At 33.7% G+C, this 24,772-nt stretch carries 28 protein-coding genes; 21 read left to right on the forward strand and 7 right to left on the reverse strand.

What is annotated here, in order from left to right; all coding sequences use genetic code 11:
• The 6 genes from pxpA to ACTG3Y_RS05110 all read left to right on the forward strand — a co-directional run bounded on the left by pxpA (position 1) and on the right by ACTG3Y_RS05110 (position 4,396).
• Complete coding sequence (gene pxpA / locus ACTG3Y_RS05085) at positions 1-741, forward strand: 5-oxoprolinase subunit PxpA (RefSeq protein WP_439151840.1); 741 nt, start codon at positions 1-3, stop codon at positions 739-741.
• Entirely contained in the window at positions 738-1,469 is a 732-nt protein-coding gene (pxpB, locus tag ACTG3Y_RS05090; protein WP_439151841.1) for a 5-oxoprolinase subunit PxpB, read from the forward strand. The genes pxpA and pxpB overlap by 4 nt, the downstream gene beginning before the upstream one ends.
• Entirely contained in the window at positions 1,462-2,307 is an 846-nt protein-coding gene (locus ACTG3Y_RS05095) for a biotin-dependent carboxyltransferase family protein (RefSeq protein ID WP_439151842.1), read from the forward strand. Before pxpB ends, ACTG3Y_RS05095 begins: the two co-directional genes overlap by 8 nt.
• Before the next feature lie 88 nt (positions 2,308-2,395).
• Complete coding sequence (locus tag ACTG3Y_RS05100) at positions 2,396-2,905, forward strand: hypothetical protein (RefSeq protein ID WP_439151843.1); 510 nt, start codon at positions 2,396-2,398, stop codon at positions 2,903-2,905.
• A 16-nt stretch (positions 2,906-2,921) separates the two neighbouring features.
• Complete coding sequence (locus tag ACTG3Y_RS05105; RefSeq protein ID WP_439151844.1) at positions 2,922-3,629, forward strand: hypothetical protein; 708 nt, start codon at positions 2,922-2,924, stop codon at positions 3,627-3,629.
• Positions 3,569-4,396 carry a sensor histidine kinase gene (locus ACTG3Y_RS05110; protein WP_439151845.1) on the forward strand — a complete coding sequence of 276 codons (828 nt, stop codon included), beginning with the start codon at positions 3,569-3,571 and terminating at the stop codon, positions 4,394-4,396. The genes ACTG3Y_RS05105 and ACTG3Y_RS05110 overlap by 61 nt, the downstream gene beginning before the upstream one ends.
• Here ACTG3Y_RS05110 and ACTG3Y_RS05115 read toward each other — a convergent pair.
• Together ACTG3Y_RS05115 and panB are read right to left on the reverse strand one after the other, a co-directional pair.
• Positions 4,393-5,088: an RluA family pseudouridine synthase gene (locus ACTG3Y_RS05115; protein ID WP_439151846.1), complete on the reverse strand. Its 696-nt coding sequence runs from the start codon at positions 5,086-5,088 to the stop codon at positions 4,393-4,395. The two genes, ACTG3Y_RS05110 and ACTG3Y_RS05115, sit on opposite strands and share 4 nt — an antisense overlap.
• Before the next feature lie 290 nt (positions 5,089-5,378).
• Positions 5,379-6,197, reverse strand: a complete 819-nt coding sequence (gene panB, locus ACTG3Y_RS05120; protein WP_439151847.1) for a 3-methyl-2-oxobutanoate hydroxymethyltransferase — start codon at positions 6,195-6,197, stop codon at positions 5,379-5,381.
• Positions 6,198-6,305: 108 nt separating this feature from the next.
• Between panB and ACTG3Y_RS05125 the strand changes: the two genes are divergently transcribed.
• Positions 6,306-6,767, forward strand: a complete 462-nt coding sequence (locus tag ACTG3Y_RS05125) for a nuclear transport factor 2 family protein (RefSeq protein WP_439151848.1) — start codon at positions 6,306-6,308, stop codon at positions 6,765-6,767.
• A 107-nt stretch (positions 6,768-6,874) separates the two neighbouring features.
• Here ACTG3Y_RS05125 and ACTG3Y_RS05130 read toward each other — a convergent pair whose 3' ends face one another.
• Complete coding sequence (locus tag ACTG3Y_RS05130; RefSeq protein ID WP_439151849.1) at positions 6,875-8,299, reverse strand: L-serine ammonia-lyase; 1,425 nt, start codon at positions 8,297-8,299, stop codon at positions 6,875-6,877.
• Between the two features lie 110 nt (positions 8,300-8,409).
• Entirely contained in the window at positions 8,410-8,907 is a 498-nt protein-coding gene (locus ACTG3Y_RS05135; protein WP_439151850.1) for a hypothetical protein, read from the reverse strand.
• Between the two features lie 192 nt (positions 8,908-9,099).
• Here ACTG3Y_RS05135 and dnaK point away from each other — a divergent pair, with 192 nt between their 5' ends.
• From dnaK to ACTG3Y_RS05150, 3 genes are all read left to right on the forward strand, one after another.
• Complete coding sequence (gene dnaK / locus ACTG3Y_RS05140) at positions 9,100-11,010, forward strand: molecular chaperone DnaK (protein WP_439151851.1); 1,911 nt, start codon at positions 9,100-9,102, stop codon at positions 11,008-11,010.
• An 88-nt stretch (positions 11,011-11,098) separates the two neighbouring features.
• A complete protein-coding gene (locus ACTG3Y_RS05145) occupies positions 11,099-12,328 on the forward strand; it encodes a class I SAM-dependent rRNA methyltransferase (protein ID WP_439151852.1) in 1,230 nt (409 codons plus the stop codon).
• Between the two features lie 55 nt (positions 12,329-12,383).
• Positions 12,384-13,331, forward strand: a complete 948-nt coding sequence (locus ACTG3Y_RS05150; RefSeq protein WP_439151853.1) for an NAD(P)H-dependent flavin oxidoreductase — start codon at positions 12,384-12,386, stop codon at positions 13,329-13,331.
• Here ACTG3Y_RS05150 and ACTG3Y_RS05155 read toward each other — a convergent pair.
• Positions 13,293-13,679 carry a hypothetical protein gene (locus ACTG3Y_RS05155; protein WP_439151854.1) on the reverse strand — a complete coding sequence of 129 codons (387 nt, stop codon included), beginning with the start codon at positions 13,677-13,679 and terminating at the stop codon, positions 13,293-13,295. The genes ACTG3Y_RS05150 and ACTG3Y_RS05155 overlap by 39 nt on opposite strands.
• Before the next feature lie 192 nt (positions 13,680-13,871).
• On the opposite strand from ACTG3Y_RS05155, the gene ACTG3Y_RS05160 reads away from it, so the two are divergent.
• The 3 genes from ACTG3Y_RS05160 to ACTG3Y_RS05170 all read left to right on the forward strand — a co-directional run bounded on the left by ACTG3Y_RS05160 (position 13,872) and on the right by ACTG3Y_RS05170 (position 16,151).
• Positions 13,872-14,282 (forward strand): hypothetical protein, encoded by a 411-nt coding sequence (locus tag ACTG3Y_RS05160; protein ID WP_439151855.1) that lies wholly within the window; start codon positions 13,872-13,874, stop codon positions 14,280-14,282.
• Positions 14,279-15,727 (forward strand): tail fiber domain-containing protein, encoded by a 1,449-nt coding sequence (locus tag ACTG3Y_RS05165; RefSeq protein WP_439151856.1) that lies wholly within the window; start codon positions 14,279-14,281, stop codon positions 15,725-15,727. The genes ACTG3Y_RS05160 and ACTG3Y_RS05165 overlap by 4 nt, the downstream gene beginning before the upstream one ends.
• 100 nt (positions 15,728-15,827) lie before the next feature.
• Positions 15,828-16,151 (forward strand): YtxH domain-containing protein, encoded by a 324-nt coding sequence (locus ACTG3Y_RS05170; protein WP_439151857.1) that lies wholly within the window; start codon positions 15,828-15,830, stop codon positions 16,149-16,151.
• On the opposite strand, the gene ACTG3Y_RS05175 is transcribed toward ACTG3Y_RS05170, so the two are convergent.
• The gene (locus ACTG3Y_RS05175) at positions 16,148-16,720 is read right to left on the reverse strand and encodes a GNAT family N-acetyltransferase (RefSeq protein WP_439151858.1); all 573 of its coding nucleotides are present in this window, start codon (positions 16,718-16,720) and stop codon (positions 16,148-16,150) included. The two genes, ACTG3Y_RS05170 and ACTG3Y_RS05175, sit on opposite strands and share 4 nt — an antisense overlap.
• Complete coding sequence (locus tag ACTG3Y_RS05180; protein WP_439151859.1) at positions 16,717-17,355, reverse strand: alpha/beta hydrolase; 639 nt, start codon at positions 17,353-17,355, stop codon at positions 16,717-16,719. The genes ACTG3Y_RS05175 and ACTG3Y_RS05180 overlap by 4 nt, the downstream gene beginning before the upstream one ends.
• Positions 17,356-17,409: 54 nt before the next feature.
• Between ACTG3Y_RS05180 and ACTG3Y_RS05185 the strand changes: the two genes are divergently transcribed.
• The 8 genes from ACTG3Y_RS05185 (at position 17,410) to ACTG3Y_RS05220 (ending at position 24,765) form a co-directional block, all read left to right on the forward strand.
• Positions 17,410-17,835, forward strand: a complete 426-nt coding sequence (locus ACTG3Y_RS05185; protein ID WP_439151860.1) for a PaaI family thioesterase — start codon at positions 17,410-17,412, stop codon at positions 17,833-17,835.
• A gap of 4 nt (positions 17,836-17,839) precedes the next feature.
• Positions 17,840-18,955 (forward strand): chorismate-binding protein, encoded by a 1,116-nt coding sequence (locus ACTG3Y_RS05190; protein WP_439151861.1) that lies wholly within the window; start codon positions 17,840-17,842, stop codon positions 18,953-18,955.
• Positions 18,956-18,985: 30 nt separating this feature from the next.
• A complete protein-coding gene (gene menD, locus ACTG3Y_RS05195) occupies positions 18,986-20,743 on the forward strand; it encodes a 2-succinyl-5-enolpyruvyl-6-hydroxy-3-cyclohexene-1-carboxylate synthase (protein ID WP_439151862.1) in 1,758 nt (585 codons plus the stop codon).
• A gap of 105 nt (positions 20,744-20,848) precedes the next feature.
• Entirely contained in the window at positions 20,849-21,187 is a 339-nt protein-coding gene (locus ACTG3Y_RS05200; protein ID WP_439151863.1) for a DUF2853 family protein, read from the forward strand.
• A gap of 127 nt (positions 21,188-21,314) precedes the next feature.
• Positions 21,315-22,151 (forward strand): CvfB family protein, encoded by an 837-nt coding sequence (locus tag ACTG3Y_RS05205; protein WP_439151864.1) that lies wholly within the window; start codon positions 21,315-21,317, stop codon positions 22,149-22,151.
• A 94-nt stretch (positions 22,152-22,245) separates the two neighbouring features.
• Complete coding sequence (locus ACTG3Y_RS05210) at positions 22,246-23,085, forward strand: 1,4-dihydroxy-2-naphthoyl-CoA synthase (RefSeq protein ID WP_439151865.1); 840 nt, start codon at positions 22,246-22,248, stop codon at positions 23,083-23,085.
• 11 nt (positions 23,086-23,096) lie between these two features.
• Positions 23,097-24,002, forward strand: a complete 906-nt coding sequence (gene menA / locus ACTG3Y_RS05215) for a 1,4-dihydroxy-2-naphthoate octaprenyltransferase (protein WP_439151866.1) — start codon at positions 23,097-23,099, stop codon at positions 24,000-24,002.
• Positions 24,003-24,090: 88 nt separating this feature from the next.
• Positions 24,091-24,765, forward strand: coding sequence for a metal-dependent hydrolase (locus ACTG3Y_RS05220; protein ID WP_439151867.1), 675 nt, complete (start codon positions 24,091-24,093; stop codon positions 24,763-24,765).
• The last annotated feature ends 7 nt before the right edge of the window (positions 24,766-24,772 follow it).

Genomic DNA, 24,772 nt, shown 5'->3' on the forward strand with positions numbered 1-24,772 from the left:
TTGAAAGAAATACGCATAGATATTAACGCAGATGTAGGTGAGGGGCTTAATAATGAAGCCCAATTAATGCCATATTTATCTTCATGTAATATTGCTTGTGGAGGACATGCAGGTGATATAATAACAATGACTTCTGTTATCAGATTGGCAGAGAAGCATAAGGTACAAATTGGTGCGCATCCATCTTTTCCTGATAAAGCAAACTTTGGTAGAATTGACATGCACATGTCTGCTCCAGATTTATATTCCAGTTTAAAACATCAGATTAGTGTTTTACAAAATATACTTTATAGTGAAAATGCACGATTACATCATATTAAGCCTCATGGCGCATTATATAATTTGGCTGCAAAAGATGAGCAAACCGCTAAGGTTGTCATCGAAGTGCTAAAGAGTATAGCATTACCAGTAGAACTATATGCACCCTATGATTCTGTTATTGCCAAATTAGCTCTAAAAGAAAATATTAATGTGATTTATGAAGCATTTGCAGACCGAAATTATAACCAGGACTTAACCCTCGTATCACGTAAAAAGAAGGATGCAATTTTAGGAAGTAAGGATGAAATTTTGAATCATGTTTTAAGAATGATTAAAAATGGAATTGTAAGAACACTGCAAGGTGATGAAGTGCCAATTAAGGCTTCAACATTTTGTGTTCATGGAGATACAAAAAATGCCATTCAGATTGTTGAATATTTAAACAAAGAATTACCTAAACATGATATATTAATTAAATGAAATATGATTTAAAATATTCATTCTATGGAAAAAAGGCCGTATTGATTCAATGGCCTGAAATAATAAGTGATACCATACTGAAAGATATACTCATTTTTAAATCAAAAATTGAAAAAAGTAATATTAAACGAATAATTGAAGTAATAAATGGCTATAATTCAATAGTAATTACTTTCGATAAAGAAGTGAACGATAATTCTGATGTTTTTACCGAATTAAAGAGTATATATAAAACTAAATCTTCTGAGTCATTTTTATCATCTAAAACTATTGAAATTCCAGTATGCTATTCAGATAAATTTTCACCTGATTTAGAGTCATTCTCAAAACAAAAGGGTCTATCAAAATCAGAAATTATTGATTTGCATACAAGTGAAATTTACACTGTGTTTTTTATTGGGTTCTTACCTGGTTTTCTATACTTAGGTGGTTTAAAGGAACAGTTGTATTTAGATAGAAAGGCATCTCCTAAATTAGATGTTAAAAAAGGATCTGTGGGTATAGGTGGAAAGCAAACTGGTATCTATCCTCAAGAAAGTCCTGGTGGATGGCATATTATAGGTAATTGTCCAATAGATTTATTTGATGTTTCTATGACTCCTCCATGTTTTATAAATGCAGGTGATAATATAAAGTTTGTTAACATAGATAAAGCACGTCATAAAACAATTAAAGAGCAAGTGTTATTAGATAATTTTGATTATAAAACCCTTGTAAAACATGCTTAACGTTATTAAATCTGGGTTTTATTCAACCATACAAGACAATGGACGTTTGGGCTATGCAAAGTACGGAGTTCCTGTTTCTGGTGCTATGGATTCGTATTCAAGTCAGTTTGCAAATGCATTATTGGGCAATTCTTTAGATTGTGCTACACTAGAAATTACCATGTCTGGTCCAACTCTACAATTTTTAAAGCCAACTCAAATCGTAATTTCGGGAGCGAATATGCAACCTATGCTAAATTCTAAAGCAAGTGCAATGAATGCCATCGTGTCAATTAATACAAATGATAAATTGACTTTTGGAAAATTAAAAACAGGATTTAGATGTTATGTAGCGATTAAGAATGGGTTTTTAACTGAACAAGTTTTTAATAGTAGAAGCATGTATCTTAATCTAACTAAAAAGATAAAATTAGCAGACGGAGATGAAATTGAATATAGAAGTAGTAATACATCTGGAAATGCAAACGCTAGTGTCAAATACGATAATAAAAAATTGAATGCTTCTACTTTAGAATGTTATCAAGGCCCAGAGTTTGGTCTGCTAAAAGAGCAAGACATCACCAAACTCTTAAATCAGGAAATTAAGATTTCAAAATATAATAATAGAATGGCTTATCAGCTAGAGTCTAATATAGAAAATCAGTTGTCTCCAATACTAACTTCCCCTGTTTTACCAGGGACAGTTCAATTAACACCTTCTGGAAAACTTATTGTGCTTATGCGCGATTGTCAGACTACAGGTGGTTATCCTAGATTACTTCAATTAACAGAAAATGCGATTAATAGTTTAAGTCAAAAATCTACGGCAACGCATATAAAAATCAGACTAAAGGACTGAAGTTGTAAGAAAAATTTTAATAATAGTTTTTTATGTCGGCTAAATTCAATAATTTAGGGTCAACTATTAATTAACTCTTTCGACTATTATGAAAAATTTCGGACTACTTATTCTTGGTATTATTATTGGTGCTTTAGCAATGTATTTTTATTGTTGCAGAGATGTTGAGGCTGTAACAGAGGTGGAAATAAATAAGCCAAATGGTTTAATAACTCCAAAAGAAGCAAGGACTTTAGATGAGGCTTATAATATTAAGTACAGTGTAATTAACGATTCGCTTTTTAAGAAGTCAACAACTGGTGATAATAGATCATCCTGGTGGTCAATTGATGATATCCAAAACTATATTAACTATGCTGAGAACCAAGCTGGTGAACTAGGTTACACTATGGATGGTTTACGTTTGTATTTAGGATCTTACCCAGGAACTAAAGGTGAGACAGGTTTAACAACTATGTTTTTTATTCCTACAGGTTCTGAGAGTGTTGCGCAAGGTAGTTTGTTTACCTTACCACAAGGTAGTAATGATATTCCTGGTGCAAATGGATTGAATTTAGGCGAGGATGGACATCCACCTGGTGCTAATTATCCTCAATAGTTTTACAAAATTAAAAATGTCAACTCTTGTTTTTACATTCCATTTACTTGAGTTAGGAGCAGCCTTAGCAGCTTCATATTATTGGTTAAAAACACAAGATAATTCAATTAAGCCGTTTGTTTGGTATCTTTGGTTTATTGTAGGGATTGAAACCTTAGCTATGTATCCTTACTTGTATGATGTACTTGACATTGAATTCATTAAGCTTCTAGAAAATTCTAAGTTTAAACGTAACTCTTGGCTTTACAATATTTTTTACGGTCCAGTAACAGTTTATCTGCTAGGTCTATTTATGGTTAACCAAACAAAAATGAAGTTGTCTCATATTATCATTAAAGGTTTGACATATGGCTTTTTTATTTTCTATTTGAGCTTTTTTATAATTGCATCTAACTTTTTCGATTCTGGAATTCCTTACGATATTGTTATTTTGACTTTTATAATTTTAATTATGGTAATGCTCTATTTGAGAGAATTATTAAATGGTAATGAGTTGCTCAATTTTTATAAGTCACCAGTGTTTTATGTAATAATTGCATTAATCCTATGGCACATAAGCATTACTCCTCTATTTATTTTTAATGATTATTATCGTGAGGTCAATAGTGAGTTTAAAGCCTTCAGGAATTATTTTTTGAACATATCTAATATTATATTGTATTCATGGTACATTTTTGCATTTTTATATCCACTCAGATTCAAAAGGAAATTAGTACCGAGATAATTGTATTAATTGGCTATGTAGCCTTATTTGTGTTAGTTGTAATTGCTGTTTTTGTAATATTTTTTACGACGTTTCAGCGTAGAAAAAATCAGTTATTATTAGATAAAATAAAACAAAAGCAAAAATTTGATGAAGAATTGGTTAAAACCCAACAAGAAATACAGGAAGAAACTTTAAAGCATGTCGGAAGAGAATTACACGACAATGTTGGGCAATTATTAGCTGTAGCAACGATGCAGCTAAATGCAGTAGCTAAAGCTGTAGGTGAAGATGTTAAATATAAAGTAGAAAATGCTGCTGAAGCATTGAAAGATTCATTATCTGAAGTAAGAGCTTTATCAAAATCTTTGAATAGTGATGTGATTTTTAACCAAGGATTTGATACTACAGTTAAGAAGGAACTAGAGCGATTACAGAATTCAGGATTAATAAAAACTTCGTTTAAAATAACAGGAGAAAAAGTGAATTTTGAAAATAAAAAAGATGAAATTATCTTATTCCGAATTTTACAAGAATTCTTTTCTAATACACTAAAATATGCCGAAGCAGAAACGTTACATGTAATGATTATTTATAATCAAAATATCCTAAAAGTTGTGGTTAATGATAACGGTAAAGGGTTTGATACGAATGAAGTAGAACGCGGTTCTGGTCTTATTAATATGGAAAAACGTGCAAAGTTAATTCATGCAGATTTAGGCCTAAAATCTAATAACGGTAATGGTACCAATCTTACCATAACCTATCCCTTTAAATCCACAGATTAATTACAAGCATCCCATAATTTATCTTGTGGTAATGGAGCTGTTATTTTAACAGGTTCTTTTTTTACAGGATGAATAAATTCTAATGTTCTTGCGTGCAAACTAATACTGGCATCTCTGTTACTACGATTAAAACCATATTTTAAATCTCCTTTAATAGGACAGTCTATTGAGGCTAATTGCACACGGATTTGATGATGTCTTCCGGTTTCTAAATCAATTTCTATTAGATAAAAATTGTCTAATTTTTTTATAACCTTGTAACGTAAAACGGCTCTTTTACTACCTGCAACTTCTTTGTTATAGGCTTTAGATTTATTGTTTTTAGGATTCTTTTTAAGCCAATGTATTAGTCTGTCTTCATTTTTCTGTGGCATATTTTTTACTAAGGCCCAATAGGTTTTTTGTGCTTCTTTTTCTGCGAAGAGTTTATTCAATCTAGGCAAAGCTTTACTGGTTTTAGAGAATAAAACGATTCCGGTGGTTGGTCTATCCAAACGATGCACGACACCTAGATATACATTACCAGGTTTATTATACTTCTCCTTTATATAGTCTTTTACAACGTCACTAAGCGGTTTATCTCCCGTTTTATCTCCTTGTACAATATCACCAGCACGTTTATTAACGACAATAATATGATTGTCTTCAAAGAGAACTTGTAAATTAGAGCTATTGGATAAAATTTTAGGCATAGTAAATAGATTTAAAAACAAAAATATTTAGTAAAGCAAATATTATAAATAGAATAATATTACCTATAAAACCAATATACGTTTTATAATCAGTATCCTCTTTTTTGATGAAAGATATTATGCCAAACACCAAACCCAAGACTATAGAAAAATGATAAAGTAATGTCAGGAACCTTGTCTCAATTACAAATGAAACTAAAATTAGAAACACTGAATACATAAAAACTCTAAATGACCAATTTTTATATTTCACGTCCTATTGACTTAGAAATGATATTGCAATAACTACTTTAGTATTGCTCTTTCTCATTCGGAAAATTCTGAGATTTAACATCGTCTACATATTGTCCGATAGCTTTGGTCATATCCTCATATAAATTCATATATCGACGTAAAAAACGTGGATTAAACTCATGGGTCATTCCAATCATGTCATGTAAAACCAATACTTGTCCATCTACGCCATCACCAGCACCGATGCCAATCACAGGAATAGATACACTTTCTGCAACTTCTTTTGCTAAGGCAGCAGGTATTTTTTCTAAAACAATGGCGAAACATCCTGCCTTTTCTAACATTAAAGCGTCTTCCTTTAATTGTTGCGCTTCTTGTTCTTCTTTAGCTCTTACTGTGTATGTACCGAATTTATATATCGATTGTGGTGTTAATCCTAAATGCCCCATCACTGGAATACCAGCATTTAGTATGCGTTTAATAGAATCCTTAATTTCTTTACCACCTTCTAATTTCACTGCATGTCCACCAGACTCTTTCATAATTCTAATAGCAGAGCGTAAAGCTTCTTTCGGATCACTTTGATAGGTTCCAAACGGTAAATCAACAACTACTAAACTGCGCTCAATAGCTCTAACAACTGAAGAGGCATGATAAATCATTTGGTCTAAGGTAATAGGTAAAGTCGTTTCATGACCTGCCATAACATTACTCGCTGAGTCACCAACTAAAATTACATCTATACCAGCACCATCTACAATTTTTGCCATGGTATAATCGTAAGCGGTGAGCATTGATATTTTTTCACCTTTCGACTTCATGTCTACTAAGGTCTTAACTGTTATTCTTTTGTATTCTTTTTTAGCTACTGACATACTGTTTATATTATGTGGTTCGTAAAAATAATGAGTTTTGTTAAACTTTTCTTTAATCTAAGATAGAAATACTAACGAAGCTGTATTTTGAAGCAAAATTTCAATCTTATGAAAAACTTTTTAATAATCACTGCACTATGTATCGGATTGAATTCATATTCACAAAAATCTGAAAATGAAAATGAAAATGTAAAACAGGCTATCATTTCTTTTTTTGACGCTTTACATAAACAAGATTCCACAGCATTAAAGTCTATGGCTAAAGGGAATATTAAAATGCAGTCAATTTCTGTAAATAAAGATGGTGAAACTGTGTTGCAAGAAAGGAATTACGACGATTTTGTAAAAAACATTACAAGTATTCCCAAGGATCGATCTTTTGAAGAAAAACTACTAGGGTTTACTATTAATGTGGATGGAAACATGGCCAATGCATGGACACCATATGAGTTTTGGTATAATGGAAAATTTAGTCATTGCGGTGTCAACTCATTTCAACTTATAAAAAAAGAGGATACTTGGAAAATTATTTACCTCGTGGATACGAGAAGACGAGATGATTGTCAATAAAGCATCTAAATCTTCCAGGTAGGAAGACGTTCTCTTTTATACGATTAGAAGAAATAAGTAAAAGCAATAGTTCTTTTTCTCTGGAAAGTTTAGGGTAAGCTCTACTTCTAACAATCTGTTAAGTTAACACCAATAGCTAAACCACCTTCTGAAGTTTCTTTATACTTATTATTCATGTCTTTTGCAGTTTCCCACATGGTATTAACGACTTTATCCAGTGGTACTTTAACATTGTTTGGGTCTGTGTCTATTGCCAATTCAGCTGCATTGATTGCTTTTATTGCTCCCATAGAATTACGCTCAATACATGGAATTTGAACCAAGCCACCTATTGGGTCACAGGTAAGTCCAAGATGATGCTCCATTGCAATTTCAGCAGCGACTATAACCTGCTCTGGCGTACCTCCAAGTAATTCGCAAAGTGCAGCAGCTGCCATTGCTGAAGACACGCCAATTTCGGCCTGGCAACCTCCCATTGCAGCACTAATTGTGGCACCTTTTTTAAAGATGCTACCAATTTCTCCCGCTACCAAAAGGAATTTTTTGACATGCTCGAAGTCAGCTTCATGATTCTCTATAACCATGTAGTACATTAAAACCGCAGGAATAACGCCAGCACTGCCGTTGGTCGGAGCGGTAACTACACGACCAAGCGAAGCATTAACCTCATTAACTGCCAAAGCGAAGCAACTTACCCATTTTAAGATCTGACGAAATTTAACTTCCGTCTTTCTAATAGTTTGCAACCAATCTTCCGGATTTTGATACTTATAGTTTCCAATTAAGTTTTTATGCATATCGTACGCACGGCGTCTTACATTAAGACCACCTGGCAAGTTACCTTCTGTATGACAACCAACGTACATGCATTCGAGCATCGTGTTCCAGATACGTTTAAGTTCAAAATCTATCGATAATTCATCTCTAATAGATTTTTCATTTTCTAGGACAACTCCCGAAATTGGAAGGTTTAATTGATGACAATATTTCAACATATCAATGCCTTTTTCCGTTGGATAAGGAAATGTACAATAGAAAATTATTTTATTAGCTTTAGAAATTTTTCGTTCCTCCTGTACCACAAAGCCACCACCAATAGAGTAGTAGGTAGACTTGTAATTTCTGCCATTAATTAGTGCATTAAAAGTCATGCCATTGGCATGAAATGGTAAAAACTTACGGTTGAAAACTATGTCGGTTTTTGGATTAAAAACCATTGATTTTTCTTTGTTGAATGAAAGTAAATTTTGGTTTTTTACAGAATCGATGATAGTATCAATACTTTCAACTGGTATACGCTCAGGATCTGCACCACTTAAGCCCAGCATTATTGCATAATCTGTAGCGTGACCTTTTCCTGTTAAAGATAATGAACCAAATAAGTCAACACGTATCTTTTCTACTTTGTAGAATCGATTTTTATCTTTTAGTTCTTGTATCCAACGCTCTGCAGCACGCCAAGGACCTAGAGTATGTGAACTCGATGGGCCAATACCAATCTTGAGCATATCAAAAACCGAGATACATTCCATTTATTAATTGAGTTAGTGTCTCACAAATATACATTTTGTTTAGAAGGAAGTGTATATAAAAACAGCCTTGATTTTAACTCAAGGCTGTCATAAGTTTATTTGTGAAATGTTCAGATTTCCATAAACTCAGTTATGTTGTGAGCATCCATTACTGCTTCTATATCAGAAAGGTCTAAGCGTCCATAATCAGTTGTTGGGATAACAATTATTCTGAACCTCTGATTCTGAGTCCAAACCGAATCTAAGTTATCAAGATCAGACCCTTCTAAAAACAATTGTACATCAAATTGTGTAAAATCATAATTATAAACCAAATCGTTACCATCTTCAAATATTACAGTTTGTGGTACAAGACGCCAAATCTGTGTTCCATTATCTGTAGTATCCCATAATATATAAACCAATACAACTTCAGATGAGAAAACTTCGAAATCGAAAATCACACTTGCATTATAATCCGGAAAATTAAAATCTCTTGTGACTTCAAAAGCTGGGGCAGTTTCTCCATTCAATCCATTTAACCCATCAAGTCCTGGAGGTCCAGGATCACCTTCACAGGCTGTTAGTAATAATGCAAATACTGAAATAAAGGATAATATACGTTTCATAATAAATAGTTTTATCAATGATACATCAAAGCATGTACCAAACTAAGGTAATTTCAATATATTTTTAGAATAAAATATGACATCATGTCACATTTTTTGACATGGCATAATCCTTGACTTATAGTTGACGAGTTTAAAAAGTAAAACACATTATTTCGCGAAAGCGAAAAACTATTAACAACATAAAATATTATGAGTAAGATTATTGGAATTGATTTAGGTACAACCAACTCTTGCGTTTCTGTAATGGAAGGTAATGAGCCGGTTGTAATCCCAAACGCTGAAGGTAAGAGAACTACACCTTCGGTTATCGCTTTCGTAGAAGGTGGTGAAATTAAAGTTGGTGATCCAGCAAAGAGACAGGCAGTAACTAATCCACAAAAAACGGTTTATTCTATAAAGCGTTTTATGGGAAATAAATATTCTGAGTCTAAGAAAGAAGCAGAACGTGTGCCATATAAAGTGGTAAAAGGTGATAATGATACGCCAAGAGTAGATATTGATGGTCGTTTATACACACCACAAGAATTATCTGCAATGATTCTTCAAAAAATGAAGAAAACTGCTGAGGATTATTTGGGTTCAGACGTTACCAGAGCGGTTATTACTGTACCAGCTTATTTTAATGACGCACAGCGTCAGGCAACTAAAGAAGCAGGTGAGATTGCTGGTTTAAAAGTAGAACGTATTATCAACGAGCCTACTGCAGCGGCATTAGCTTACGGAATGGACAAAAAAGGTACTGACCAAAAAATCGTAGTATTCGATTTTGGTGGTGGTACTCACGATGTTTCTATTCTTGAGTTGGGTGATGGAGTCTTTGAAGTATTATCTACAGATGGTGATACACACTTAGGTGGTGACGATGTAGATGAAAGAATAATTGATTGGTTAGCTGAAGAATTTAAAGCAGACGAAGATATGGACCTACGTAAAGACCCAATGGCTTTACAACGTCTTAAAGAAGCTGCAGAAAAAGCAAAGATTGAATTATCATCTTCTGCGCAAACAGAAATTAATTTACCATATGTAACGGCTACAGCAAGTGGACCGAAGCACTTGGTACGTACATTAACACGTTCTAAATTTGAGCAGTTAATTGACGATTTAATCAAACGTACAATAGAGCCATGTGAAACTGCATTAAAAGCAGCAGGTTTATCTAAGAGTGATATTGATGAAGTTATTTTAGTTGGTGGTTCTACAAGAATCCCAGCAGTACAGGCAGCCGTTGAAAAATTCTTCGGAAAAGCACCAAGTAAAGGTGTTAACCCAGACGAGGTTGTTTCTCTAGGTGCAGGTATTCAAGGTGGTGTACTAACAGGTGATGTAAAAGATGTTCTTTTATTAGATGTTACTCCATTATCTCTTGGTATCGAAACAATGGGTAATGTAATGACCAAGTTGATTGAAGCCAATACTACGATTCCGACTAAGAAATCGCAAGTATTCTCAACAGCAGCGGATAATCAGCCATCAGTTGAGATTCACGTATTGCAAGGAGAGCGTCCAATGGCAGCAGATAACAAAACAATTGGTCGTTTCCATTTAGATGGGATTCCACCAGCAAGACGAGGAACACCTCAAATTGAAGTAACGTTTGATATTGATGCTAACGGTATCATTAAAGTATCGGCTACTGATAAAGCAACAGGTAAGTCTCAGGATATTAGAATTGAAGCATCTTCAGGATTAACAGAAGACGAAATCAATAAAATGAAGCAAGAAGCTGAAGCAAATGCAGAAGCAGATGCTAAAGCAAAAGAGACTGCTGATAAATTAAATCAGGCAGATGCTATGATTTTCCAAACTGAAAGTCAACTTAAAGAATTTGGTGATAAATTATCAGATGATAAGAAAAAGCCAATTGAAGATGCACTTGAAGAATTGAAAAAAGCATACGAAACAAAAGATATCGCAGTTATTGAGCCAGCTTTAGAGAAAATTAACGAAGCATGGAAAGTAGCTAGTGAAGAAATGTACAAAGCACAAGCTGAAGCTCAGCAAGGTGGAGCCGCTGGTCCTGATGCAGGAGCAGCACAAGACCAATCAGCTGATGAAGGTAGCGATGTGGAAGACGTAGATTTCGAAGAAGTGAAATAATTATATTATAAATAATAAAGAAAAGCTCAACATTACTGTTGGGCTTTTTGTTTAATAAACGTTTCTTTGTAGATATTAATTAGTATTGATGAGCTTTTCAGATAAATTAAAATCTACTTATAATCCAAAGCGATTAGCCGTAAAACTGAATTCAAAGGGAGAACAATTCGTTGTAAAAGGTCATCCTTGGGTATTCTCTAACAGTATTGTAAAGATTAATGAGGATGCTAAAACAGGTGATTTAGCCATCATTTTCAGTAAGAATAAAAATAAGGTGGTTGGTATTGGTTTATATGATGCTAACTCACCAATTCGTATTAAGATTATTCATAATGCTGAAACTAAAGCAGAAATAAATTCTGAATTTTTTCACAATAAAATTAAATTAGCTTTTGAGAAGCGTACCGAATTACTTAAAACAGAAACAAACAGTTACCGTTTATTATTTGGTGAGAATGACGGATTTCCTGGACTAATCGCGGATGTTTATGATACTGTGTTGGTGGTGAAACTATATTCCGAAATCTGGCTACCATATCTAGAACCTATTTTAAAATGCCTACAACAGATTTCAAATGCTAAAACAGTTATTATGCGTTTGAGCAGAAATCTTCAGAATAGTAAAAATCATACATTGGTTGATGGTAAAGTGATTTATGGAAAATTACATAATGAGGTTGTTGAATTTATTGAGCATGGTGTTAACTTTTCTGCAAACGTGATTCAAGGACACAAGACCGGATATTTTTTAGACCATAGAGAAAATAGAAGAAAAGTAGGTGAGTTTAGCAATGGTAAAACAGTTCTGGATGTATTCTCGTATGCTGGTGGTTTTTCGGTACATGCATTATCTAATGGAGCCACAGAATTAACTAGTTTAGATATTAGTAAACAAGCATTGGAAATTGCAATAGCCAACGGAAAACTAAATGACTATTCTGGAATACATAAAACAATTGCTGGTGATGCTTTTATAGAATTGAAGAAGCTAATTAGTAAGAATAAAAAGTATGATGTGGTGGTTATTGACCCACCAAGTTTTGCCAAACAACAATCAGAAATAGAATTAGCAAAGAAGAAGTATGCACAACTCGCTTATCTTGGAGCCCAATTAACAGCAAAGAAGGGCTTGTTAGTTTTGGCGTCGTGTTCTTCAAGAGTTTTGGCACAGTCCTTTTTTGATCTTAATATACAGGCATTAAATTCTCAAGCTCGATTATATGAAACTATTTTAAAAACTAAGCACGATGTGGATCATCCTGTAACGTTTCCTGAAGGAGCTTATCTAAAGTGTGGTTATTATCGATTTTTAGAGTAATAAGTGTTATGCATGCATAATAAAATTTAGTATATTTGAGCAAACTTTTTAAGCCATGCAAACGCAATTAACTAAACTTCTCAATATTAAATATCCTATCATTCAGGCGCCTATGTTTTTGGTATCTAATGTTGCTATGGTAACAGAAGCGATGAAAGCTGGTATTGCTGGTTGTATACCTGCATTAAATTACAGGGCACTTGAAGAATTAAGAGCAGCCATAAAAGAGTTAAAAGGAAATAAGGTAGAAGGAGGTTCGTTTGGATTTAACCTAATTGTGAATAAGTCTAATGTAAAGTACAAGGGTCAGTTAGAAGTGATTTGTGAAGAAGGTTGTGATTTTATAATTACATCACTTGGAAGTCCTGAAGAGACTATTAAACAAGCACACGCCGCAGGTATTAAAGTATTTTGTGATGTCACAGATTTAAAGTTTGCTAAGAAAGTTGAAGGATTAGGTGCTGATGCCGCTATTGCTGTTAATAATGAAGCTGGTGGTCATAGAGGAAATTTATCACCAGAGGAATTAACGAGTTTATTACATAAGGAATTAGCAATTCCTGTAATATCAGCTGGTGGTGTAGGCTGCAAAGCAGATATTGATAAAATGATCAGTTATGGTGCGTCAGGTGTATCTGTAGGAAGTCCTTTTATTGCATCTGAAGAAGCAGGTGTAACGGATGAGTATAAACAAGCATGTGTGGATTATGGTGCAGAAGACATTATCATGACAGAACGTATTTCTGGTACTCCATGTACGGTCATTAATACACCATATGTTCAAAAAATAGGGACAAAGGCTACATGGATAGAAAATCTTCTAAATAAAAACAGAAAGTTCAAGAAGTGGGTTAAAATGATACGTTTTTCAATAGGCATGAAAGCGACTGAAAAAGCCGCTAAAAAAGCTACGTACAAAACCGTATGGGTGGCTGGACCAAGTATTGAATACACTAACGAAATACTACCAGTTAAAGAAATTGTGACAAAGCTTATAAATTAGAATTTGCCAATTCAGTTTTCTTTTTTTCTGCTTTTTTCCTGTAAATATATTGAAAGTATAACTGGCTACAAATCCGCCAGTAATAGTTGAGAGTAGTTCACTATTGTCAAAGCGACCATCTATAAAATATTCGTCATATAACTCTTTGGATAGACCTACTAATGTAGATACTCCTAAACTATACCAAAAGGCTTTTTTAGAATTGTTGGTTTTAGCATACACTATAGAATACGTTGCTGAAGATAGAATTGCTCCAGCACCAAAATGCAACATATCGTCATCTGTTATAAATTGCGCATTACTGCTATTAGCAAATCCAAAAGCTAGAATTAAAAGAATGGTTTTCATTAAGTTGTTTTTCTTCTTTCCAAAATATTATTATTTTTCTCTTAACTACATAAACATCGTTTGATTTGTATTTATTAGGATAAAGTGCTTAATTCTTTATAGGTTCTTTATCTAAAATATGATATACAATGTTTTATCTGATGACATTTTAATCCATCTTCGATATAAGGGTAAACAATAAATCCATTACTCATGATAACCATAACTTTTCTCGTTACCTTATTATTTATAAATACAGCATTTTGTCAAGTTGGAATTGGCACAACAAATCCTAACGACTCATCTATGCTAGATGTTGCAAGTACAACTTCAGGTATTTTAATTCCTAGAATGACTGAAGCCCAAAGACACGGTATAACTAGCCCTGCAGAGGGATTAATGGTTTGTCAAACAAATTTATCGAATGGTTTTTGGTTCTTTGATGGAATAACCTGGTATCAATTAACCTTCGGTGCAAGTGGAGAGTTTCAAAGTATTGGTGGTATAGTTCAAAACACAACAAATATATTTAATGATCTTTTTTTTTTGGGAGTTCAATACTATCAGGATCTGGTGCACGCTTCTTTTTTGATAAGAGCAAAGCTGCCTTTAGAGCTGGTGTGACATTTGGTAACGAATGGAATGATGCTAATGTGGGCATTAGATCAATTGCTCTAGGTGCCGGAGTTACAGCTTCAGGGAATGGCGCTGTTGCATTTATGGATGGAAACGCCAATGGAGATGAATCTGCAGCGATAGGGGAAAATGCTATAACGGATGCTGCAGCAACAGGAGCGATAGCAATAGGTCAGAATTCACAAGCAAACGCCACAATTAGTGTTACCATCGGAAACAGCAATGTATCGTCTGGTAATAGTTCAACGGCGATTGGGAATCAGTCTCAGGCCACTGGAGATTTTTCCATGGCAATAGGATCTTTTGCCAATGCCATTGGTGAGACATCATTGGCACTGTCCAACGGTGCAGCATCAGGTGATAACTCACTGGCTTGGAGAGGATCTACGGCTGGACTTGGCTCAATGGCACTCATGGGTGGAAATACCAATGGGGATGAATCTGCAGCGATAGGGGAAAATGCTATAACGGATGCTGCAGCAACAGGAGCGATAGCTATTGGTCAGAATTCACAAGCAAACGCCACAACCAGTGTTGCCATCGGAAACAGTAATGTGTCGTCTGGTAATAGTTCAACGACGATTGGTAACCAGTCTCAGGCCACTGGAAATTTTTCTATGGCATTAGGATCTTTTGCTAATGCATCTGGTGTTTCTTCAGTGGCACTTTCTGGTGGGTCTGCCAGTGGTGAAGAATCTTTGGCATGGAGGGGGGGTGCAATGGGAGAGGGTTCAATCGCGTTTGCAGGTGGTAACGCAAATAGTAGTGAATCAATTGCCATAGGTAGTAACACCATTTCTCAAGCAGAAAAATCAATTGATATAGGTAATGATTTAACGTCATATTCTTATGCAGAAACTGTAATTGGTTATAATAGTGCTGCCTATACACCCTCTAGTACTTCATTAGCGGTTGGAACAGATCGTTTATTGGTGATAGCAAATAATACATTAGAAAATGCTATTACAGTTTTAAAAGACGGTAAAACAGGTTTTTCTAGAATACCAACAACGAATGTTTTAGAAATAAATGGTGATGCTTCAAAAAATGCGGCTGGTGATTGGTTAGCAAATAGTGACAGACGTCTTAAGAAAAACATAAATACTTTTAATTCAGATGAAGCTCTAAAGAAACTCTTGCAAATGCGTGGTGTGACCTATGAGTGGAATGACAAGCAAACTGGAAATAACCGACCAGAAGGGCAGCAATATGGTTTTATCGCTCAAGAATTACAAGAAATCTTTCCTGAAAATGTAAGTTTAGATAACCAAGGTTTTTACCAAACGGCCTATTGTACGTACGATGCCTTATATGTACAGTCTATAAAAGCATTATATACTAAAATTGAAGCTTTAGAAAAAGAAAATGAAGAATTAAAATCTAAATTAGATGAGCTTTATGGTTTAGTCAAAGGATTAATTTCTGAAGAATAATCGTATGTTATTTATTTGTGAAATAGCATCTAATTGTAACAAAATGGTAAGTTTTACTACTTATAAGTAAATACGTTTAACATTAAAAAAAGAAAAAGATATGATTCAGTATAAAGGAGCCTTGGTTTTGGGTGCATTATTAGGTGCTGCCGCAGGTGTATTATTAGCACCAGATAAAGGTAGTGTAACGAGAGACCATTTAAAAAAGGAAGGAAAAGACATTAAAGAGCAATTCGTTTCTGATTTTATTGAATTAAAAGAGGATGTATCTAAAGCTGCAACCTCAGGGAAAGAAAAGTTTAAAGAAGACTTAAAAGACTTTGCTTATAAAACAAGTTATAAGACCGAACAAGCTATTACATTTTTAGAAAAGCAATTAGCAATCTTAAAAGAAAAGAATAAAACGCTACAGCAAACAAGCTAAAAAATTTTGAAAATGGTCGCTCTAATCTGCGGCCATTCTTCTTTTAGAATTCCGTCGCAGCAAGTATTTCGTCTATAACCGTCCTTCATAAGCGTGTCCTTACGTAAAACACCTTCTAATGTAGCGCCAATTTTTTCAACTGCTGTTCGAGATTTTATATTACGCTCATCAATTCTAAATTCTACTTTTTCAAAACCTAATGTTTCAAATACATCTTGAAGCATTAAATATTTCATATTAGCATTGAGTCCTGTGCCCTGAAATTTATGTCCAAGCCAAGTCCAACCAATATGTAGTACTTTAGTATCCCAGTTTATAAGACCAAAGCGCGTAGAACCAGCATAGGCTTCTTTTTCTTTATCGAAAATAATAAAAGGCATAATGGTTTTATTATAGTAAACATCTACGGCAGTTTTCACATAGGCCCTAAGTTTTTCAGGTGTAAAGATATCCGAAGGAGAATAAACGAGGAGGTCTTTTTCTTGAGCAATACCTAACAAATGTTCATAGTTACTTAAATCTAGTAAGTTTAACTTTACTCTATTATTTTCTAAAAAACGTAAGGTCATACTAAATTATTTACATAATCTACATTAACCACATGCTTCCCTTCAAATGGAAGAATATCTAATCGGTTACGAAATAGCTCCATTGCTTTAGAAGTCTCCGAAGAAATGCGTTCAGCATCTAGGTATTCATCTTCAGTGCCATAAATTAGTTTCACCTGCACATCTTCATTTAAATACTCAAAATCCTTAGCAGTCAATTCCTTAGGAATTCCACCAGAATGAATAACTAATTGAGAGCATTGTAGATTTCGTTTTGCCATATAACGCAAAGCGACACTTACACCTTGAGAGTACCCGAAAATAATTAAGTCGACGTCATTCGGAATTTGTTCCGCTTTAAAAATCGCATCAAAATAGTTGAGAATATTTATCATACCAGCTTCAGTAGCATCTCGCGTTAACCAATTGGCACCAACATGCATTTTTGGTTGAATATAATATTTACTTGGTGCTTGTGGTGCGATAATATAATTATCATCAGGATTTAAACCCTTGAAATATCTCAGAAAATAGCGACTTAAATATCCCATACCATGACATACAAACCATATGGTTTTTGTCTTTTTAGTTATTGAATTTAAGGTAGAATATGAGTTGCTTGTATTATAAGTTATTTCTTTTTCTTCTGAATTCATTATTCTTAGTGGTTTCAGTATCTTTGCAATCGACTTTAAAAATACTGTTTTTCTATGCAACAATCTAAAGAAGAATTCTTAGCCAAAGTTAATGCTGTGAGCAAAAATACCTTGATGGAAACTTTGGACATTGAAATGGTAGATTATGGTGATGATTTTTTAGTCGCACGCATGCCGGTTACTGCAAAAGTACATCAGCCCGATGGTGTGTTGCATGGTGGTGCAACAGCGGCTTTAGCAGAAAGTGTTGGTAGTTTTGCCTCTCATATTTTTATTGATATCGATAAGTATTTTGTAAGAGGATTAGAAATTACGGCTAACCATCTTAAAAGTATTAGTAAAGGTTATGTCTACGCCAAGGCTACGTTTTTGCACAAAGGACGCACAACACAGTTATTAGATATTAGAGTTACGGATGAAGATGATCAGTTAATTTCCATCTGTAGATTATCTACGATTTCACTTCCCAAAAACAAATAGAAAAATGAATCAGCATTCATTTTTTAATGCTTTAGAAAAGCAATACAATTCTCAATTACCGTTTGTAGTTTATAGCAGACCTATAAACTCTTTTATCAGTTGCTGGTTACAAAAAGATGCTAAGCTACATACAACAGAATCATTTTCAGAGCGTGGCTTTGTATTTGCACCTTTTAGTTTAAATGATAAAAGTATTTTATTACCACAAGAACATTGTGAGCATTATACTTTGGAGATTGATAATCTGGTGGCGAACCAGGAAGAAAACGATATTATCGCCGATGAATCCAGTAAAACCGAACATCTTAAACTCATTTCTAAAGGTATTGAGACTATTAAAAACAGTAGTTTAGAAAAAGTGGTTTTATCTCGACAAGTGATAGAGTCAGTTGGTTCTAAAAATCCTATTGACATATTTAAAAGGTTATTTAATACTTATAAAAATGCAATGGTCTATTGCTGGTATCACCCTAAAATTGGTTTATGGTTAGGTGCTACTCCAGAGCTTTTATTTAAGTTAGAAGGCAAGCAATTAACAACAATTTCATTGGCTGGTACTCAGCCTTTTGTTGAAAATGAGAGCGTTTCCTGGACGCACAAGGAGTATAAGGAGCAACAAATAGTAACGGATTATATCGTTAATCAAATCGAACCATTTACCGATCAGGTGTCTGTTTCTGATGTTGAAACAGTACGTGCAGGAAAATTACTTCATCTTAAAACCCGCATCATAAGTCGTATAAATGAAGTGTCGCAACTAAAATTTATTATTAGAGCTTTGCATCCTACACCTGCAGTTTGCGGTTTTCCAAGGCAAATTGCCAAGGGTTTTATTCTTAAGAATGAAAATTACAAGCGTGAGTATTACACAGGTTTCCTTGGTGAGCTAAATTTAAAACAGTCTAAGACCAGAAATACTAACAGACGTAATGTTGAAAATAATGCGTATGCTGTGGTGAAAACTCAATCAAATTTTTATGTCAACCTACGTTGTATGCAACTTTTAGATAAAAAAGCACTTATCTATGTTGGTGGTGGAATTACTAAAGATTCTAACCCAGAAAAAGAGTGGGATGAGACTGTAAATAAAACCAAAACAATCGTTAACGTTATAAACTAAAACAAAGAGATTTCTTATTTTTGTAATTTAATGAAATACTCTAAAATTCCCTTATCACAAACTGTTGTAACCTTATGCAAATCGCATAATATTAGACATATTGTTATCTCTCCTGGAAGTCGTAATGCACCCTTAACAATAGGTTTTACAAATGATGAATTTTTCTCTACCTACAGTATTGTAGATGAGCGTTGTGCAGCATTTTTTGCTTTAGGTATTGCGCAACAATTAAGAGAGCCTACCGCAATTGTTTGTACTTCTGGTAGTGCTTTATTAAACTATTACCCTGCTGTTTCTGAAGCGTTTTACAGTCATATTCCTCTTGTTGTGCTTTCAGCAGATCGCCCTAAGCATTTGGTTGATATCGGAGATGGACAAACCATAAAGCAAAAGAATGTTTATGGCGACCATGTATTTTATAGCGCAAATTTAAAGTTGGATTTAAAAGAAGATGAGTACTTATCTAAGGGCGATTTACCGATATTGAAGAGTATTGAAAATAAATTTGAGCGTTTCCTAGGCATACAAAAAGACATTCAAACTTATAATGAATCAGAGATTCACGATGCTTTATCAATAGCTAAATTAAAATCTGGTCCTGTACATATTAATGTTCCATTTGATGAACCTCTTTATGAAACTGTGGACGAATTAGTCATAAATCCCAAGCCGTTTAAAATTAAAAGCGTCACTGAAAAAGTAGATGAGTTTGAAATAAAGAGCTTAATTGATGTTTGGCAGAATTCTAAACGCAAAATGATTTTGGTTGGCGCGCTTCAGCCTAATGCAATTGAAGAAAAGTGGATTAAAGAAATAGCAGATGATGATAGTATTTTGGTATTTTCCGAGACAACATCAAATCTTCATCATTCGGACTTTTTTCCTGGTATTGATAAAATAATAGCACCATTACAAGAAGACGATTTTAAAGCATTACAACCTAATGTGCTTTTAACAATGGGAGGTTTAATTGTTTCTAAAAAAATCAAAGCATTTTTAAGAAAATATAAACCAGAACACCATTGGCATATAGATTTATATAATTCAAATGACACGTTTTTTTGTTTAGATAAGCACATTAAACTAAAACCAAATACTTTTTTTAAGCAGTTTTTACCACAAATAACGCATCATGCAAAAAGTGATTTTAAATCTAATTGGTTAAAAATCCGAAAAAAGAGAAGACGATTGCACGACGATTATTTAGAGACGATTCCTTTTTCTGACTTTACTGTATTCAATTCAGTAGTAAAAAATATACCAAAGCAAAGTCAGTTACAGGTAGGTAATAGTTCTGCGATTCGCTACACACAACTATTTCAAATGCCAAAAAGTGTTCTAGTATTTTGTAATCGTGGTACAAGTGGTATTGATGGTAGTACGAGTACTTCTATTGGAGCAGCAGTTGCTGTAGAACATAGAACGACTTTTGTAACAGGTGATTTAAGCTTTTTTTATGATAGCAACGCACTATGGAATAATTACAGACCTAATGACTTTAGAATAATACTCATAAATAACGAAGGTGGTGGTATTTTTAGAATATTACCTGGTCATAAAAATACTGAAAATTTTGACACCTATTTTGAAACTAAACATAACTTAACCGCTAAGCAATTAAGTGAAATGTTTGGTTTTGATTATATCAGTGCTAATGATCAAAATACCCTAGAAAGTTCTTTAAGTACCTTTTATAATGAGTCAAAGCAACCTAAGCTATTAGAGGTGTTTACACCTTCAAGAAGTAATGATGAAATTCTTCTTAATTATTTTGATTATATAAAATAATTCTTTTTCCGAAAATATATAAAGAAGTGACTTTTACTCTTTTTAGGTGTCTAAAATTTAGTTACCTTGAAAGGGTAAAATTTTTTAATCTTAAAACATAACAAAATGAGTAAAAGAGACGACTTAATCGCAAAATATGCGGCGGATCTAAAAGACAAATGTAGCGTAAATCCTGATATGGATTTATTAACAAAAGTTACTGTTGGTTTAGGACCTTCAATCTATAATGCAGATTCTTCTGCAGTTTCAGGATCTGATGAAAAAGAGTTAGCTACTGTAAAGAATAACTATTTAATCAAAAAATTAGGATTAAAAGATAGTGCAGACTTAGATAAGGCCATTGCTTCTGTTATGGATACTTACGGACAGTCTAATAGAAACAAATATAGAGCGGTAGTATACTATATGCTTTGCAAGCATTTCAATAAAGAGTCTGTTTACTAGTATGACTTTTAATTACGATTTAATTATAAAATTAGGACCTTTCTATTACAGAAGGGTCATTCTTTTTTAGTTAATCTAACGAACAACTTTTTATTTGCAACTTATAACTTATCCTTACCTTTGTGCTATGATACAATTAGGAGAATACAATACTTTAGAAATTCTTAGAGATACAGAACCAGGTTTGTTTTTGGGAGATGGAGAAGACAGCGAGGTTTTACTACCCAATAGATATGTGCCAGAAGAATTTGAAATAGGTGGCAAAATAGAAGTTTTCGTCTATTTAGATAATGAAGAGAGACCAGTTGCAACAACGGATAAACCATTTATTAAGGAAGGTGATTTCGCACTGTTAAGATGTAATCAGGTGACTAAGTTTGGAGCATTTTTAGATTGGGGTTTGGTGAAAGAATTGTTTTGCCCATTTAAAGAACAGGCTTTTAAAATGAAAGCTGGTGGCTGGTATCTAGTTCATTGTTATTTAGATGAAGAAACAGAACGATTAGTAGCTTCAAGTAAAACCAATAGGTTTTTAGATAATAAAGAATTAACTGTAACTCAGTTTGATGAGGTAGATTTAATTGTGTCTCATCCTTCTGACATAGGTATGAATGTTATTGTAAATAAAAAGCATTTAGGTTTAGTATTTAAGGATGATATTTACAAGGATATTAGTGTTGGTGACCGATTAAAAGGTATCGTAAAAAAGGTGCGTCACGATAATAAATTAGATATTTCTTTAAGTCAAATTGGCTATAGAAATATTGAACCTAATGCACAATTTATTTTAAATGAATTAGAGGATAATAGTGGTTTTCTACCTGTACACGATAAATCAGATCCAGAGGAAATAAAGGATATGTTACAGATGAGTAAAAAAAGTTTTAAGAAAGCAATAGGCTCTTTATACAAAGACAGACACATTACTATTGAAAAAGACGGCATTAGGCGTATGGAGAAATAAAAAGAGTTCTTCATTTCTAATAAGTTCAATACCAAATTCTCCTAATGAGCATTAGTATTAATTCGTTATTTTTGCATTCAAAATATTGAAAAATATGAGTCAGATAGATTGGAAAGTTGCTAAGTCTTATGAAGACATTACATATACAAAATGTAATGGAGTCGCTAGAATAGCTTTTAACCGACCTGATGTAAGGAATGCGTTTCGCCCAAAAACAACATCAGAGCTCTATGATGCATTTTATGATGCAAATGAAGATGTAAATATTGGAGTTGTTTTACTAAGTGCAGAAGGACCTTCTACAAAAGATGGTATTTGGAGTTTTTGTTCTGGTGGAGATCAAAAAGCACGAGGCCACCAAGGTTATGTTGGTAAAGATGGCTACCATCGTTTAAATATTTTAGAAGTACAGCGTTTAATTCGCTTTATGCCTAAAGCTGTGATTGCTGTTGTACCAGGTTGGGCAGTTGGCGGTGGTCATAGTCTTCATGTTGTTTGTGATTTAACGCTGGCGAGTAAAGAACATGCTATATTTAAGCAAACAGATGCTGATGTTACCAGTTTTGATGGTGGTTACGGATCTGCATATTTAGCTAAAATGGTAGGACAGAAAAAAGCAAGAGAAATTTTCTTTTTAGGTAGAAATTATTCTGCTCAGGAAGCTTATGACATGGGTATGGTTAATGCTGTTATACCTCATGAAGATTTAGAAACAACAGCCTATGAATGGGCACAAGAAATATTAGCTAAATCACCAACATCTATTAAAATGCTTAAGTTTGCGATGAATCTTACTGATGATGGTATGGTTGGTCAGCAAGTATTTGCAGGTGAAGCAACAAGATTAGCATATATGACAGATGAAGCTAAAGAGGGTAGAGATGCCTTTTTAGAAAAAAGGAAGCCTAACTTTCCTAAAAAATGGATTCCTTAATAAAAACATAGATGAGAAAAATTAAACCATGGTTATCTGCCATGCGCTTAAGAACGTTGCCGTTATCAGTTTCCGGAATAATTTTAGGGAGTTGTTTTGCTGCTTATAATGGAAGGTTCGAAGTCTTGGTCTTAATTTTTGCAATATTGACTACTATTAGTTTACAGGTTTTATCTAATCTTGCCAACGATTATGGAGATGGTGTAAAGGGTACCGATAATGAGGAACGTCTGGGACCGCAACGCGCTATTCAGAGTGGTGAAATTACACCTACGGAAATGTTAGACGCGATTAAGTTTAATATCATTGTTGTAATAATGCTTTCTCTTTCATTGATATGGTTTGCATTTGGTGCAAATAATTTTCTTTTTATTCTGCTATTTGTGGTTCTTGGCGGACTTTCAGTATATGCTGCGTTAAATTATACCATGGGAGATTCTCCTTATGGTTACAGAGCTTTAGGTGATGTTTTCGTGTTTATTTTCTTCGGATTACTGAGTACCATAGGAAGCTATGTGTTATATACTGAAACAGTTGACCACGTTGTAATTCTACCTGCAATTGCATTAGGTTTGTTGAGTGTTGGTGTTCTAAATCTAAATAACATGCGTGATATCAAATCTGATACTAATGCTGGTAAAATTACCTTGGCCGTTAAATTAGGATTGAAAAGGGCAAAAAACTACCATTTTTTCCTAATTGCGGGTGCTATGTTTATCTCTATAATATTTTCAATTCTGTATTATGTAGAGCCTTATAATTTCTTATATCTTATTGCATTTATTCCGCTTTTCATTCACATAAAAAGAATTAAAAAAGCCAAAGAACCGAACGATTTTGATAGTCAATTAAAAGTGTTAGCATTATCTACGTTTTTGTATGCTCTACTTTTAGGTATCGGTTATTTGTTGTATTAAAAAATTAATTAATCCTAAGCTTTATAGCAGTTAAGGTTAAGAAGATTTTGTAACTTGTATGATACAATCATAACTTAAATAAAATCAAATGAAAATAACATTCTACGGCCATGCTTGTTTAGGAATTCAAATTAAAGATATTCATATTTTAGTTGATCCTTTTATTACAGGTAACGAAAAAGCTTCACATATCGATATAGAAACTATTCCAGCAGATTATATACTGGTCACACATGCACATCAAGATCATATTTTAGATGTGGAAGCTATTGCAAAACGAACAGGTGCTATTATCGTTTCTAATTATGAGATTGTAATGCACTACCAGAATCTTGGATTAGAAGGACATCCTATGAACCATGGTGGTTCTTGGCAATTTGAATTTGGTAAACTTAAATATGTCAATGCTATACATACATCGTCTTTTCCAGATGGTAAATATGGCGGAAATCCCGGTGGTTTTGTTCTTCAATCCGATAAAACTATTTATATAGCAGGTGATACAGCATTGACCTATGATATGAGATTAATAGGAAAGGAATTTGATTTAGACCTTGCTGTGTTACCAATTGGTGATAATTTTACAATGGGAGTTGAAGATGCAATTAGAGCATGTCGTTTTGTAGATTGTGACAAGGTATTAGGCTGTCATTATGATACGTTTGGATATATAGAAATTGATAAACCGAAATCAATGGCTAAGTTCGATTCTAAATTAAAAAGGCTCATATTGCTCGATATAGGTGAGAGTATGAACGTGTAATTTTAAA

Origin of the sequence: Winogradskyella sp., assembly GCF_965656915.1 — a bacterium.
GTDB lineage: Bacteria > Bacteroidota > Bacteroidia > Flavobacteriales > Flavobacteriaceae > Winogradskyella.